Origin of the sequence: Limnohabitans sp. Rim8 (assembly GCF_945901735.1) — a bacterium.
Taxonomy (GTDB): Bacteria; Pseudomonadota; Gammaproteobacteria; order Burkholderiales; family Burkholderiaceae_C; genus Limnohabitans_A.
Map to the genome: position 1 here is coordinate 10,393 of NZ_CAMDLM010000032.1, position 14,457 is coordinate 24,849.

At 62.0% G+C, this 14,457-nt stretch carries 12 protein-coding genes; all 12 read right to left on the reverse strand.

Annotated elements, in window-relative coordinates; translation table 11 throughout:
• Positions 1-28 precede the first annotated feature (28 nt).
• The 12 genes from Q0O99_RS14235 to rsmH are packed head-to-tail and all read right to left on the reverse strand — an operon-like array spanning position 29 to position 14,456.
• Complete coding sequence (locus tag Q0O99_RS14235) at positions 29-817, reverse strand: cell division protein FtsQ/DivIB (RefSeq protein ID WP_293752640.1); 789 nt, start codon at positions 815-817, stop codon at positions 29-31.
• Complete coding sequence (locus Q0O99_RS14240) at positions 814-1,788, reverse strand: D-alanine--D-alanine ligase (protein ID WP_293752641.1); 975 nt, start codon at positions 1,786-1,788, stop codon at positions 814-816. Before Q0O99_RS14240 ends, Q0O99_RS14235 begins: the two co-directional genes overlap by 4 nt.
• Entirely contained in the window at positions 1,785-3,221 is a 1,437-nt protein-coding gene (gene murC / locus Q0O99_RS14245; RefSeq protein WP_293752642.1) for a UDP-N-acetylmuramate--L-alanine ligase, read from the reverse strand. The genes Q0O99_RS14240 and murC overlap by 4 nt, the downstream gene beginning before the upstream one ends.
• A complete protein-coding gene (murG, locus tag Q0O99_RS14250) occupies positions 3,218-4,288 on the reverse strand; it encodes an undecaprenyldiphospho-muramoylpentapeptide beta-N-acetylglucosaminyltransferase (protein WP_293752643.1) in 1,071 nt (356 codons plus the stop codon). The genes murC and murG overlap by 4 nt, the downstream gene beginning before the upstream one ends.
• On the reverse strand, positions 4,285-5,586 hold the full coding sequence (gene ftsW / locus Q0O99_RS14255) for a putative lipid II flippase FtsW (protein ID WP_293752644.1): 1,302 nt from the start codon (positions 5,584-5,586) through the stop codon (positions 4,285-4,287). The genes murG and ftsW overlap by 4 nt, the downstream gene beginning before the upstream one ends.
• On the reverse strand, positions 5,583-7,337 hold the full coding sequence (gene murD, locus Q0O99_RS14260) for a UDP-N-acetylmuramoyl-L-alanine--D-glutamate ligase (RefSeq protein WP_293752645.1): 1,755 nt from the start codon (positions 7,335-7,337) through the stop codon (positions 5,583-5,585). The genes ftsW and murD overlap by 4 nt, the downstream gene beginning before the upstream one ends.
• A gap of 3 nt (positions 7,338-7,340) precedes the next feature.
• Complete coding sequence (mraY, locus tag Q0O99_RS14265; RefSeq protein WP_293752646.1) at positions 7,341-8,519, reverse strand: phospho-N-acetylmuramoyl-pentapeptide-transferase; 1,179 nt, start codon at positions 8,517-8,519, stop codon at positions 7,341-7,343.
• Positions 8,509-9,957 carry a UDP-N-acetylmuramoyl-tripeptide--D-alanyl-D-alanine ligase gene (gene murF / locus Q0O99_RS14270; RefSeq protein ID WP_293752647.1) on the reverse strand — a complete coding sequence of 483 codons (1,449 nt, stop codon included), beginning with the start codon at positions 9,955-9,957 and terminating at the stop codon, positions 8,509-8,511. Before murF ends, mraY begins: the two co-directional genes overlap by 11 nt.
• Complete coding sequence (locus tag Q0O99_RS14275; RefSeq protein WP_293752648.1) at positions 9,954-11,486, reverse strand: UDP-N-acetylmuramoyl-L-alanyl-D-glutamate--2,6-diaminopimelate ligase; 1,533 nt, start codon at positions 11,484-11,486, stop codon at positions 9,954-9,956. Before Q0O99_RS14275 ends, murF begins: the two co-directional genes overlap by 4 nt.
• Positions 11,486-13,225, reverse strand: a complete 1,740-nt coding sequence (locus Q0O99_RS14280; RefSeq protein ID WP_293752649.1) for a penicillin-binding protein 2 — start codon at positions 13,223-13,225, stop codon at positions 11,486-11,488. The genes Q0O99_RS14275 and Q0O99_RS14280 overlap by 1 nt, the downstream gene beginning before the upstream one ends.
• Positions 13,222-13,530 carry a cell division protein FtsL gene (ftsL, locus tag Q0O99_RS14285; RefSeq protein ID WP_293752650.1) on the reverse strand — a complete coding sequence of 103 codons (309 nt, stop codon included), beginning with the start codon at positions 13,528-13,530 and terminating at the stop codon, positions 13,222-13,224. Before ftsL ends, Q0O99_RS14280 begins: the two co-directional genes overlap by 4 nt.
• Complete coding sequence (gene rsmH, locus Q0O99_RS14290; RefSeq protein ID WP_293752651.1) at positions 13,527-14,456, reverse strand: 16S rRNA (cytosine(1402)-N(4))-methyltransferase RsmH; 930 nt, start codon at positions 14,454-14,456, stop codon at positions 13,527-13,529. The genes ftsL and rsmH overlap by 4 nt, the downstream gene beginning before the upstream one ends.
• Position 14,457: the final 1 nt, after the last annotated feature.

Here is a 14,457-nt window from a genome sequence, read left to right on the forward strand (position 1 = left end):
TTCCGTTTGATTCCTGCGCCTTGATCGCTCAAGGCTTTTGCTTGTTGTTCGCATCCACCGTGCTGACGCCGTGCAAGCGCAAGGCATAAGCATCCTTGTGCCGCAGATCCGCACTGGCCACAGCTGAAGCACCGCGCCCATAGCGAGCGGTCACCTGCTTCAAGGTTGTCAAAAACATATCCAGCCTTTGCAATATTTCAGTGCGGCTGCCACGGCCCAGCTCGATCTGAGCACCCTGTTGGGTTTGCACCCGCCAGCTGCCACGGGGGGTCAGCTCCAGCAGCTCGATCGCCATGTCCAGCGCCTGAAAGCGCGGGCTCAAAGCCAGGTACATAGCGGCGACGGCCTGCGACTCGGCCGCAGGCCCCTTCATGCGCGGTAGGCGCTCGGCATCGGCATCGTCCAGAGTGGCTTCAAACACCTGACCTTGTTCGTTGATCAAAGTGCCTGCATCCTCATCGCCCCACAGGCCCATGGGTCGGTGCTCCAACAAGACCGCCCGCAAACGGTTGGGGAAATCGCGGTGCACCACCGCGACCCGCACCCAAGGCACCGCCTCAAATGCCAGCCGCGCTTTGGCCAGATCGATGGTGAAAAAATTGCCTTCCAGCTTGGGCAGAACATGCGTGCGGAAGGCAAACGCGTTGTTGCGGTTCACCTCGCCTTGCACAGTGATGGTCTGCAAGGCAAAGCCCGGGTGGCGTATCAACCACCATGCCCATCCACCCAGTGTCAGCAGCACAAAAACCGCCACCAGCAAAGCTGTGGCGATGTTCATGAGCCGGACATCGGCTGGCAAAGGCATGGGTTTTTTCATGCAGCAGCGCCCTCATAGTCCAATGCAGCAGAGGCCAGCAAATGGCAGCACAGCGCCTCGTAGGGCATGCCATCGGCCGCTGCCGACATGGGCACCAACGAATGCCCAGTCATGCCGGGCGAGGTGTTGATCTCCAGCAAATAGGGCTGCCGCGTGACACCATCGATCATCACGTCGATGCGGCCCCAACCCCTGCAGCCCAGGGCTTGGTAAGCCCGGCGCACCAAAGCCTGGATGGCGGCTTCTTCTTGGGCAGGCAAACCGCAGGGCACCAGGTATTGCGTGTCGTCGGTGAAGTACTTGTTTTGATAGTCGTAATTGCCTTCGGGGGCCACGATGAGAATCACAGGCAAAGCGCGGGCCCCGTCGCCTTCACCCAGCACGGGGCAGGTGACCTCATCACCCACGATGCACTGTTCGCACAGGATGTCATGGTCGCAAGCGGCCGCTGCGCGCAAAGCCGGGTGCAGGTCTTCGGCCCGCTGCACCTTGCTCACGCCAATGGAAGAGCCTTCGCGCGCGGGCTTGACGATCAGCGGTAGTCCCAAAGTCTGGATGAGCTCGTCGGCCGACAAGCTGTCGATTTGCGCGGGGTGCACCAGCACATGGCGTGGCACTGGCAAACCTTCGGCCTGCCAGACCCGTTTGGTCATGACCTTGTCCATGGCGATGCTCGACGCCATCACACCCGAGCCGGTGTAGGGAATGCTCATCAATTCCAATGCGCCTTGCACCGTGCCGTCCTCGCCAAAGCGACCGTGCAAGGCGATGAAGCAGCGCTGAAAACCCTCTTTCTGGAGCTCGCTCAGCGCGCGCTCAGCCGGATCAAAAGCGTGGGCGTCCACCCCTGAAGCCAGCAAGGCTTGGAGCACGCCCTGACCCGACATGAGGGAGACTTCGCGCTCTGCCGAGCGCCCACCCATCAGCACAGCGACTTTTCCCATGTTCATCCGCTTGGCGTTGTTCGTCATGCGATCACCTCGATGGCCGCATCTTTGACGGGCCCGGACAAGGCCACCACCTGCGCAGGGGTTGCGCCAATGGAGCCTGCCCCCATGCAAATGAGCACATCGCCGTCGCGGGCGTTGTTCATCACGGCCTGGGGCATGTCGGCAATCCGGTCAACAAACACGGGTTCGACCTTGCCCGCCACGCGCAGCGCCCGGGCCAGCGAACGGCCGTCGGCTGCCACGATGGGTGCTTCGCCTGCGCCGTACACCTCGGACAACAAGACGCTGTCACAGCCTTGGCCAATGACCTTGACGAAATCTTCAAAACAGTCACGCGTGCGGCTGTAACGGTGCGGCTGAAAAGCCAATACCAAACGGCGACCCGGGAATGCGCCACGGGCTGCTGCCAACGTGGCCGCCACCTCGACCGGATGGTGTCCGTAATCGTCAATCACGGTAAAGCGCCCTTGGCCGTCGGTTGTGGCCACTTCGCCATAGTGCTGAAAGCGCCGGCCCACGCCCTTGAACTGGGCCAATGCGCGTTGCACCGCGCCATCGTCGACACCTAACTCGACGGCCACGGAAATGGCGGCCAACGCATTGAGCACGTTGTGCACGCCGGGCAAATTCAGCACGATGGGCAGGTCGGGCAAGGTCACGCCGTTGCGCCTTTGCACCGTGAAGAGCATCTGGCCGTTTTGTGCCTGCACATCAAGCGCGCGTACTTGGGCCCCTTCGTTCAGGCCATAAGTGGTGACGGGGCGCGCGATGTTGTCCACGATGGACTGCACGCCAGGGTCGTCCGAGCACACGATGGCCGTGCCGTAAAAAGGCATGCGGTGCAGGAACTCAACAAAGGCCGACTTGAGCTTGGCCAGGTCGTGGCCATAGGTTTCCATGTGGTCGGCGTCGATGTTGGTGACCACCGCCATCACGGGCAACAAATTCAAGAAAGAAGCATCCGACTCATCGGCTTCCACCACGATGTAGTCGCCCGTGCCCAACTTGGCATTGGCGCCGGCGCTGTTCAAGCGGCCGCCAATCACGAAGGTCGGGTCCAGCCCGGCCTCGGCCAACACGCTGGCCACCAAGCTGGTGGTGGTGGTTTTTCCGTGCGTGCCCGCAATGGCCACGCCCTGCTTCATGCGCATGAGTTCGGCCAACATGACCGCCCGCGGCACGATGGGAATATGGCGCGCCCGAGCGGCCAGCACCTCGGGGTTGTCGGCTTTCACGGCGGTCGAAGTGACCACGGCATCGGCGTCTTTGACGTTTTCAGTGCTGTGGCCCACATGCGTGTGGATGCCCAATCCCGCCAGTCGCTGCAACGTGGCGCTATCGGACAAATCCGAACCTGAAATCTGGTAACCCAGGTTGAGCAACACTTCGGCAATGCCGCTCATGCCCGAGCCGCCCACGCCGATGAAATGAATTTTTCGAATGGCGTGTTTCATGCCGCCAACTCCTCACAAGCCATCACAAGCTCCCGGGTCGCATTTGTTTTTTTCTGTGCATGGGCTTTTTGCGCCACGTCCTGCAAGGTGTCGCGGCTCAAGGCCGTCAGCCGTTCGGCCAGGTTCTGCGCCGTCAATTCAGCCTGGGGCACCAGCCAGCCAGCGCCATGGGCCAACAAAAACTGTGCATTGGTGGTTTGGTGGTCGTCAACCGCAAACGGAAACGGCACGAACAAGGCTGCTGCGCCCACCGCCGCCAGTTCGGTCACGGTGCTGGCACCTGCGCGGCAGATCACCAGATCGGCCTGTGCGAAAGCGCTGGCCGTGTCGTCAATGAACGGTGTCAACTCGGCCTGCACGCCCGCGGCTGCGTAGTTGGCCCGCAGCGCTTCAATTTGCTTGGCGCCACTTTGGTGGATCACCAGCGGGCGTGAGGCCTCTGGCATCAAAGCCAAAGCTTGCGGCACGATGTCGTTCAAGGCCTTGGCACCCAAGCTGCCGCCCACCACCAACACACGCAAGGGGCCGCTGCGTCCGGCAAAACGCTCAGCGGGCGTGGCCTGTTCGGTGAAGGCACGGCGCAGGGGATTGCCCACCCACTGCCCGGTCTTGAAGACCCCGGGGAAAGCGGTGAACACACGGTCGGCCAATTGCGCCAGCACCTTGTTGGCCAAGCCCGCCACCGAGTTTTGCTCGTGCAGCACCAAAGGCTTACTCCACAGGCTGGCCATCATGCCGCCCGGGAATGAGATGTAGCCGCCCAGGCCCAGCACCACATCGGGCTGCACGCGGCGCACCACCTGCAGACTTTGCCAAAAAGCGCGCAGCAAACGCAGCGGCAGCAAGGCCAGGGTTTGAATGCCCTTGCCGCGCACGCCACCAAAAGCCACGGGCTCGAATGCGAAACCACGCGGCGGCACCAACTGGCTTTCCATGCTGTCTGGCGCACCCAGCCAATGCACGCGCCAACCGGCTTCGCGTAAGGCTTCTGCCACAGCCAAGCCCGGAAAAATGTGCCCGCCTGTGCCGCCCGCCATCACCAAGGCGGTTTTGCGCGTGTCCGTCATGGCCGCCCTCCCCGCATCATTTGTTTGTTCTCGGCGTCGATGCGCAGGACGATGGCGATCGCGATCAGGTTCATCATGATGGCCGAGCCGCCGTAACTCATCAGCGGCAAGGTCAGGCCCTTGGTGGGCAAGGCCCCCAGGTTCACGCCGATGTTGATGAAGGCCTGAAAGCCGATCCAAATGCCCACGCCTTGCGCGACCAGACCAGAAAAAACTTTTTCCAGTGCAATGGCTTGCCGCCCAATCACCATGATGCGGCGGCTGAGCCACAGGAACAGGCAAATCACCAGCGTCACGCCCACCAGGCCAAATTCTTCACCGATCACGGCCAACAAAAAGTCGGTGTGCGCCTCGGGCAACCAATGCAGTTTTTCCACACTGCCGCCCAGGCCCACGCCCCACACCTCGCCCCGACCAATGGCAATCAACGAGTGCGTCAGCTGGTAGCCCTTGCCCAGAGCATGCTCGGCGCTGAAGGGGTCAAGGTAGGCAAAAATCCGCTCCCTGCGCCAAGGGGAATCGGCGATCATGACCACGAAAGCCAGGATCAAAATCCCCAGGATCAGAAAGAACATGCGGGCATTCACACCGCCCAGGAACAAGATGCCCATGGCGATGGTGGCGATCACCATGAACGCGCCCATGTCCGGCTCGGCCAGCAAGAACACGCCCGCCAGACCCACGGCAGCGCCCATGGGGAGCACGGCTTTGAAAAATTTCTCCTTCACGTCCATCTTGCGCACCATGTAATCGGCGGCATAGATGATGGTGGCGAGTTTGGCCAACTCGGAGGGCTGGAATGTGATCACACCCAGTGAAATCCACCGTCGTGCGCCATTCACACCCTTGCCGATGAAGGGAATCAGCACCACCGCCAGCAGCACCAGTGAAAACACGAACAAAGGGCGAGCCGCTTTTTCCCAGGTCTCCATTCGCACCTGAAAGGCCAGTAAGGCCATGATGCAGCCCACCACCATGGAAATCACATGGCGAAAGAGGAAATGGGTATGGCTATAGCGAGAAAAACGCGGGTTGTCCGGCATCGCAATCGAGGCTGAGTACACCATGACCATGCCCCACAGCAGCAAGGCCACCGCCACCCAGACCAAGGCCTGGTCCACGCTTTGTATGCGGGCCGGGCGACCATGGACCCGACCAGTCATGCCGTAGTCACCCAAATTGACCGGCAAGCCCTGTGCACCGGACCATCGACCACCGACGAGCCCGCCAGTCATGCGGTGGAGCAGGCCCGCTGCGGACTGCTGCAGGCGTTGTGGGAACGTGATGGCTTGTCTCACCGCCCACCCTCCATGGCCACACCTGCCGCTTCGGCCACGCGGGCCACGGCCTGGCAAAACACTTCTGCACGGTGGCCGTAGTTGTCAAACATGTCAAAGCTGGCGCAAGCGGGCGACATCAAGACCGCATCGCCACTGCGGGCCATGGCTGCAGCTTGCTCGACCGCGTCATGCATGTCGCTGGCGTCGTGCATTGGCACGTCCGTGCCTTGAAGCGCTTGGCGGATGACAGGCGCATCGCGGCCGATCAAGACCACGCCCCGAGCAAAGCGTTGGACGGGTTCGGCCAAGGGCGTGAAGTCCTGGCCCTTGCCTTCACCACCCAAAATGATCACCACACGGCGATCTGCACCCAAGCCTTGCAAGGCGGCCACGGTGGCGCCCACGTTGGTGCCCTTGCTGTCGTCAAAAAATTCCACTTCATGGATGATCGCCACCGGCTCGACACGGTGCGGCTCACCCAGGTATTCGCGCAGGCCGTAAAGCATAGGCCCCAGGGCGCAACCAGCGCTGCTGGCCAGTGCAAGAGCCGAGAGCGCATTGACCGCGTTGTGCCGCCCTCGGATGCGCAAAGCATCGGCGGGCATCAGGCGCTGGATGTGCAGCTCTTCTTTAGCATCCTTGCGGCGGCGGCGGGTTTCATCGGCCTCCAAGGCGCGCACCAACCAGGTCATGCCGTGCGTCACTTCAATGCCGAAGTCCCCTGGGCGTTGAGGCATGTCACCACCAAATTGCACGCAAACACGCTCAACAGGTTTTTGCAACTTCACGCGCACAGGCTCGGGCCGCATGGCCATGACCTTCGGGTCTTCGCGGTTGAGCACCATCAAGGCCTGCGCACCAAAAATACGGGCTTTGGCAGCGGCGTAGGCGGCCATGCTGCCGTGCCAGTCCAGGTGGTCCTGCGAGAGGTTGAGCACTGTGGCAGCCGTGGGCTCAAAACCCTCGCTGCTGTCAAGTTGGAAGCTCGACAGCTCCAGCACCCAGACCTGAGGCAACGCCTGGGCCATGGGGTCCAACACGGCAGGAGGAACGGGCAGCGGCTGCACTGCCTCGGTCTCGCCCTCTAAGCTGTCCAGCGTTTCGTCTGGTTCGGATGCCGCTCTTGAAGGCTCATCCTGCGGTTGCGCTGGGGTGACAGTTTCTTGGGTGGCAGTCACCGATGGCGGCTCACTGTGCCGTTCTTGGTTTTCAAGTTCAGCGGCGACACGTTCAGCTGCTTCTTGTTCGACTTGTGCTTGTGCTTGGGCCATGGCCTCGGTCAAGGTGTCGAGCAAGGTGGGGCCAATGTTGCCCGCCACTTTCACGGTTTTGCCCGCACGCGCCACCAACTGCCCGGTGAGCGATGTCACCGTGGTCTTGCCGTTGGTTCCGGTGATCGCCAGCACCTGCGGGGCGTAGCCAAAGCGCGCCTTCAAATCCTGCAAACCTGCTGCAAAAAGACTCAACTCACCGCCTTGCCACAAGCCCATGGCGTGGGCCGCATCCACCACCGGGGCGACCACGTCAGGGGCCAGGCCTGGGCTGCGGAACACGGCACGCACAGCAGTGCCTTCCACCAGACTGGCCACAAAAGGCCCCGCCACAAAATGCACACCAGGCCACTCGGCCTGCAAAGCGGCCAACTGGGGCGGCGTGTCGCGGGTGTCGGCCACGGTCACGTCGGCACCGGCCTGCGCGCACCAACGGGCCATGGCCAGGCCCGTTGCACCCAAACCGAGAATCAGAACGTGTTGACCTTGCAGCTGCATGGTTTACCTCAGCTTCAGGGTCGACAAGCCGACCAGGCACAGCAACATGGTGATGATCCAGAAACGCACGACCACTTGCGTTTCCTTCCAGCCGCTTTTCTCAAAATGGTGGTGCAAAGGCGCCATCTTCAGGACGCGTCGGCCCACGCCGTATTTTTTCTTGGTGTACTTGAAGTAGGTCACCTGCGCCATCACCGACAAGGCCTCCACCACGAAGATGCCGCCCATGATGGCGAGCACGATTTCGGCTCGCACAATGACCGCGATGGTGCCCAGCGCCGCGCCCAGCGCCAGCGCGCCCACGTCACCCATGAACACTTGGGCCGGGTGCGTGTTAAACCACAAAAAGGCCAGGCCCGCGCCCGCCATGGCGGCGCAAAAGATCAGCAACTCGCCCGAACCCGGAATGTGCGGGAAGAACAGGTACTTGGAATACACCGCGCTGCCGGTGACGTAGGCAAACACACCCAGCGCCGAGCCCACCATGACCACCGGCATGATGGCCAGTCCGTCCAAACCATCGGTCAGGTTGACCGCGTTGCTGGAACCCACAATAACCAGATAGGTCAGGACCACGAAACCCAGCACGCCCAGTGGATAAGTGATTTCTTTGAAGAAGGGCACCTGCAATCCGGCCTTCAGGGGCAAGCTCACTTCAAAGCCCGACTTGACCCACTGAACAAACAAGTCCAACACCCGCGCATTGGAGTTTTCGGAAATGCTGAACACCAAACACAATGCGGCCAGCAAGCCGATGACCGATTGCCAGAAGTACTTTTCTCGTGAGCGCATGCCCTCGGGGTCTTTGTTGACCACCTTGCGCCAGTCGTCGACCCAACCTACGGCGCCAAAGCCCAGAGTCACGATCAGTACGATCCAAACAAAACGGTTAGACAAGTCAAACCACAGCAAAGTGGAGATGGCAATCGACAACAAGATCAGCACACCGCCCATGGTGGGCGTGCCACTTTTGGACAGGTGGGACGCCATGCCGTAGGCACGGATGGGTTGGCCAATCTTGAGCGAGGTCAAGCGGCGGATAACCCAGGGGCCTGCGGCCAAGCCGATCAATAGCGCCGTCATCGCGGCCATCACCGCACGGAAGGTGATGTATTGGAAAACACGCAAAAAGCCCCACTCGGGGGACAAACTTTGCAACCATTGGGCCAGGCTAAGCAGCATGGGGCTCCCCTTTTTTATTGTTTTGACTGGTCTTGTCTTCGCCCCGTGACAGCAGGGCTTGCACCACGCGCTCCATCTTCATGAAACGCGAGCCTTTCACGACCACGCTCTGAAAACCGTCCACTTGCGCCGTGACGACCGCCAGCAAACTGTCCATGTCCTTGAAGTGCCGGGCTGTACCAAAGGCCTGTGCGCTGTGCACGCACAAGTCACCCAGGGTGAACAACGCTTCGATGCTGCGCTCGGCAGCGTAGGCCCCCACCTCGGCATGGAACTCGGGGCCTTGGTTGCCCACCTCACCCATGTCGCCCAGCACCAACAAACGCGGCGCAGGCAGCTCGGCCAGCACGTCGATGGCGGCGCGGACCGAGTCGGGGTTGGCGTTGTAGGTGTCGTCGACCAAGGTGATTTCGTTGGTGGCTGTGTTCAGAACCAGTGCACGCGAGCGGCCCTTGACCGGCTCAAACGCCACCAGACCTTGGGCCACGGCGGCCAGGGGCACGCCTGCGGCCAGGGCGCAGGCCGAAGCGGCCAAGGCGTTTTTGACGTTGTGGCGCCCGGCGATGTGCAGGCGCACGGGTGCGGTGCCCTCGGGGGTTTTGAGGGTGAACTGCCAAGCACACGACTGCCAGACCACCACTGCAGCGCGCACTTCGGCGTCTGAGACGGACGCCATGGCAAAGCAGCGCTGCGCCCGCGTGCCCGACAGGCCTTGCCACACGGACGTAAATTCTTCATCGGACGGAAAAACCGCCACGCCCTCAGAGTGCAATGCCTGCAACACAGCACCGTTTTCGTGCGCCACGGCTTCGACCGTGCCCATGAACTCCTGGTGCTCGCGCTGCGCGTTGTTGACCAAGGCCACAGTGGGCTGCGCCATTTTGGCCAAGTAGGCGATCTCGCCGGGGTGGTTCATGCCCAACTCGACCACGGCGATGCGATGGTGGGCGCGCAAATTGAACAAGGTCAAAGGCACGCCGATGTCGTTGTTGAAATTGCCCTGGGTGGAGAAGGCGCCATCCCCTGCATGGGCACGCAAGATGGACGCGATCATTTGCGTCACGGTGGTTTTGCCGTTGCTGCCGGTCACGGCGATCATCGGCAAACTGAACTGGGCACGCCAGCCTGCGGCCAGCTCACCCAAAGCGATGCGCGCATCGGGCACCACCAGGGCTGGTAAGCCTTGCGCCAGCGCCAGGGCTTCGCCAGAGGCCTCGCACACCACGGCCACGGCGCCCTGCGCCTTGGCCTGGGCGATGAAGTCGTTGCCATCGAAACGCTCACCGCGCAAGGCCACAAACAAGTCGCCCGCTTGCAGGCTGCGGCTGTCGGTGTGCACCCGTTCAGCTACCACGCCTTGGACATGCACGCCACGGGCCTGGCTCAACCAGCCCAGGGCGAGGTTCAAATTCAGTTGCATGGACACTGGAACGTTCATGCTTGAACCCCCATCCGCTGCAAAGCGCGTTGCTGCAAAGCCGTTTGGGCTTGGGCCACGTCCGAGAACGGGTGACGAACGCCCAAGATGTCCTGCTCGCTTTCGTGGCCTTTGCCTGCCACCAGCACCACGTCTTGCGCCGCTGACCGAGCTACCGCATCGGCAATCGCCAAGGCACGGTCCAGTTGAATGTGGACCGACTGCGGGCGGCTCAGGCCTTGGACCATCGCGGCCACAATGGCCTCAGGCGATTCGCTGCGGGGGTTATCGCTGGTCAACACCAGCTGGTCGGCCGCAGCTTCGGCGGCTGCAGCCATCAAGGGGCGCTTGCTGGCATCGCGGTCACCCCCACAGCCCAGCACACACCACAGGCGACCGCCACGCACCGTCGCCTGCGAACGCAGCGCACCCAAGGCCTGGGCAATGGCGTCGGGCGTGTGGGCGTAGTCCACGATCACCATGGGACAAGGCGGGCGGGCCTGCGCGTCCGGCAGGTCAAGGGGCACTCGCTCCATGCGCCCGGGTACAGCCGACAACTGGGCACAGGCTTGCACCGCTTGCACCAAGTCAAAACCCAGGGCCCGCAAACTGCCGATCACGCCCAGCAGGTTGTCCATGTTGTACTCGCCCATCAAGCCGGTATGCAGGGTCTGAACGGAACCGCCCTCGATGACATCAAAGGTCAAACCCTGGTCGCTGGTCAAGGCCCGCGCCTGCAGACGGGCCGGACCCCGACGCGAGCAGGTCCAGACTTCGAGCGGGCCGCCTTGCAATTGCTGGGACAACAAAGCACCTTGGGCATCGTCGATATTGATGACGGCGACTTGCAAACCGGGCCAAGCAAACAAGGCGGCTTTGGCTGACCAGTAGCGGGCCATGTCCCCGTGGTAGTCCAGGTGGTCCTGGGTGAAATTGGTGAACACGGCCACGCGGATGTGCGTGCCATCCAAGCGGTGCTCGGCCAGACCGATGGAGGAGGCTTCGATGGCGCAGTGCGTCACGCCGTCTCCCGCGAACTGCCGGAACTGGCGCTGCAGCAGCACCGGGTCGGGCGTGGTCATGCCGGTGGTGATCAGATCAGGCAAGCGGCCCACACCCAAGGTGCCCACCAAGCCACAGGATTGCTTCAGCACGGGTGAAGACAGCGCCTGCGCCAGCCACCAGGCCGTCGATGTTTTGCCATTGGTACCTGTGACCGCCAGCACCTGTAAGGCGTGACTGGGGTGCTCATAGTAGGCGTCAGCCACCCAGGCGGTTTGCACCTTCAGGTCGGGCATGCAAGCCAGGCCCTCTTGGTTGGGGTCCTCAAGCGCCTCCAGCCAGGGGGCGAGCGCGGCCTCTTCCATCAGGCAAGCACGGGCGCCTTGCGCCAAGGCTTGTGCCAGGTAACGCCGCCCATCGGTGGCGGCACCCGGCCAGGCGATGAAACCATCACCCTCTTGCACCAGTCGGCTGTCGGTGCGCAGCTCGCCCGTCACGCGCGAGCGCAACCAGTGGGCCGCTTCCTGAGCGCTGTGCAGGGTGTGCATCAGAACGACTCCTCGACCGCTTTGGCCACGATCTGAGGCTTGACCGCCATGTCGGGCTGAACGCCCATCAGGCGCAAGGTTTGCTGCACCGTCTGGCTGAACACGGGCGCAGCCACGGCACCGCCGTAGTAGACCCCGTTGGAGGGTTCATCGATCATCACAGCGACCACGATGCGGGGCTGCTCGACCGGGGCGATGCCAACGAAAAAGCCCCGGTATTTCTTGCTGGCGTAGCCCTTGCCTTCTTGCTTGCGGGCCGTGCCCGACTTGCCACCCACCGAGTAACCGATGGTCTGGGCTTTTTGTCCGGTGCCGCCGGGCCCGGCTGCCATTTGCAGCATCTTGCGCATGGCTTTGGCGTTGGCGACGCTGATGACACGCGTGCCTTGCACCTGTTGCTCGGCTTTCATCAGGGTGGCCGGCACGATCTCGCCGTCACGCGCAAAGACGGTGTAGGCCCGTGCCATCTGAAACAAACTCCCCGACACGCCATAGCCATAGCTCATGGTCGCTTGCTCTATGGGACGCCAGGATTTGTAGGGCCGCAAACGACCGCTGACCACGCCAGGAAATGGCACGGCGGGTTTTTGCCCGAAACCCAACTCAGTGAACATCTCCCACATCTCGCGGGGCTCCAGCTGCATGGCCATCTTCACGGTGCCCACGTTGCTCGACTTTTGAATCACCTCGTTCACGCTGAGCATGCCGTAGGGGTGCACGTCGCTGATGGTCGAGCCGGTGATGTTGATGCGTCCCGGGGCAGTCTGGATCATCGTCTCGGGCTTGACCAGACCTTGCTCCAGGGCCAAGGCCACAGTGAAGGGCTTCATGGTCGAGCCCGGCTCGAAACTGTCGGTCAAGGCACGGTTGCGCAACTGCTCACCGCTGAGGTTGACGCGCCGCGATGGCAAATAGCTGGGGTAATTGGCCAGCGCCAGGATTTCGCCTGTCTGCGCATCCAGCACCACCACGCTGCCCGCTTTGGCCTTGTGCTCCTTGACCGCGTCACGCAGGGTCTGGTAAGCGTAAAACTGGACTTTGCTGTCAATGCTCAGCTGCAGGTCCTTGCCGTCGACCGGGTGCACGGTTTCACCCACGGCTTCGACCACGCGACCCAGCCGGTCCTTGATCACACGGCGCGAACCGGGCTGACCGGCCAGCTGCTTCTGGAAAATGAGTTCCACGCCCTCTTGGCCTTGGTCTTCCACATTGGTGAATCCCACGATGTGCGCGGCCGCCTCACCCTCCGGGTAAAGGCGCTTGTACTCTTTGATTTCGTAAACACCTTTGATGCCCAGAGCCCGAATTTCCTTGACCACGGGTTCGTCCATCTGGCGGCGCAGCCAAACAAAAGTTTTTTCTTCGTCTTTGAGCTTGTGCTCCAACTCGCCAGGCGTCATCTCCAGCAAGCGGGCCAATTGGCGCAGCTTGACCGGATCACGCTCCAGATCTTCCGGATTGGCCCAAATGCTGGGAGCAGGCACGCTTGAAGCCAGCAAAACACCATTGCGGTCGAGCACGCGCCCGCGATTGGCGGGCAATTCCAGGGTGCGGGCAAAACGCACCTCACCTTGGCGCAGGAAAAAGTCGTTGTCAATCACCTGAACATGGGCCGCTCGGCCCACCAGGCCCAAAAAACCCAAGGCCATGGCCGCCACAATCAGCTTGCTGCGCCAGACAGGCGTCTTGCTGGCCAGCAAAGGGCTGGAAGTCAACTGAACGCTGCGGCTGTGGTTCACTGACCACCCCCCACGGCTGGAAGAGACGCACCTATGGCAGCACCCTGGGCATTGACATACTGGGTGATGGCAGGTGAAGCCGTGCGCATGTTCAATTGCTGGCGGGCAATTTGCTCCACCCGCAAAGGCGTGGCCTGGGCGCGGCGCTCGACTTCCATCCGGTCATGGTCCACTTCGATGCGCTTGGCCTCTTTGCGTGCAGACTCCATGTCCATGAAAATGCGGCGAGACTCGTAGTGGCTGTGCACCAACCACAGGGCGCTGACCACGGTGGCCACCAGCAAGAGAAAGCTCACGCGGGTCATGCAGGCACCTCGGTGCGCTCGGCCATGCGCATGATGGCGCTGCGCGAGCGCGGGTTGCCAAGCACCTCGCTCTCGCTGGGGCGCACACGGCCATGGGTTTTCAGTCGCATCTTGACGGGTTCGGCAAAGGGCACTCGCCGGTCCACCACCTCTTTGGAATGCCTGGCCATGAACTGCTTGACGATGCGGTCCTCCAGCGAGTGGAAACTGATGACCACCAAACGGCCACCGGGCGCCAGCACCCGCAAGCAGCCCTCTAGCGCCTGTTCGAGCTCTTCAAGTTCGGCATTGATGAAAATCCGAAAAGCCTGAAATGTCCGCGTTGCAGGGTTCTGACCCGGCTCGCGGGTTTTGACCGTGCCAGCCACGAGTTGGGCCAGATCAGAGGTGCTTGTAATTGGGCCCCGTTCCTGTCGGCGAGCCACAAGCGCCTTTGCAATCTGAATAGCAAACCGTTCTTCGCCATAGTCACGCACCACCTCCGTGATTTGATCCACCTCTGCGGTGGCCAGCCATTCGGCCACACTCTGCCCGCGCGTGGTGTCCATGCGCATGTCGAGCGGGCCCTCAAAACGAAAAGAAAAACCCCTCTCGGGGCTGTCGATCTGGGGAGAGCTGATGCCCAGGTCCATTAGCACACCGTCGACACTGCCTGCGGGCAGTTCACCGAGGTGCGAAAAGCCCTCGTGCCGGATCGAAAAGCGCGCATCCTCAATGCGACCGGCTTCTTCAATGGCTTCGAGGTCCTTGTCAAAAGCCAGCAATCGACCGCGCGCCGACAGACGGGAAAGAATCAGGCGTGAATGCCCCCCCCGACCAAAAGTGGCATCCACATACGCGCCATCGGCCCCAGCAGAGGCCTGGAGCAACTCGTCCACGGCTTCATTCAAGAGCACAGTGGTGTGGGTCAAAACGTTGTCGGTCATG

Bases quoted from the DNA above. Each gene is read 5' to 3' on its own strand.
- mraY (WP_293752646.1), bottom strand. From the start codon at position 8,519: ATGCTGCTTAGCCTGGCCCAATGGTTGCAAAGTTTGTCCCCCGAGTGG.
- murC (WP_293752642.1), bottom strand. From the start codon at position 3,221: ATGAAACACGCCATTCGAAAAATTCATTTCATCGGCGTGGGCGGCTCG.
- murF (WP_293752647.1), bottom strand. From the start codon at position 9,957: ATGAACGTTCCAGTGTCCATGCAACTGAATTTGAACCTCGCCCTGGGC.
- ftsL (WP_293752650.1), bottom strand. From the start codon at position 13,530: ATGACCCGCGTGAGCTTTCTCTTGCTGGTGGCCACCGTGGTCAGCGCC.
- Q0O99_RS14235 (WP_293752640.1), bottom strand. From the start codon at position 817: ATGAAAAAACCCATGCCTTTGCCAGCCGATGTCCGGCTCATGAACATC.
- rsmH (WP_293752651.1), bottom strand. From the start codon at position 14,456: ATGACCGACAACGTTTTGACCCACACCACTGTGCTCTTGAATGAAGCC.
- Q0O99_RS14275 (WP_293752648.1), bottom strand. From the start codon at position 11,486: ATGCACACCCTGCACAGCGCTCAGGAAGCGGCCCACTGGTTGCGCTCG.
- Q0O99_RS14240 (WP_293752641.1), bottom strand. From the start codon at position 1,788: ATGACGAACAACGCCAAGCGGATGAACATGGGAAAAGTCGCTGTGCTG.
- murD (WP_293752645.1), bottom strand. From the start codon at position 7,337: ATGCAGCTGCAAGGTCAACACGTTCTGATTCTCGGTTTGGGTGCAACG.
- murG (WP_293752643.1), bottom strand. From the start codon at position 4,288: ATGACGGACACGCGCAAAACCGCCTTGGTGATGGCGGGCGGCACAGGC.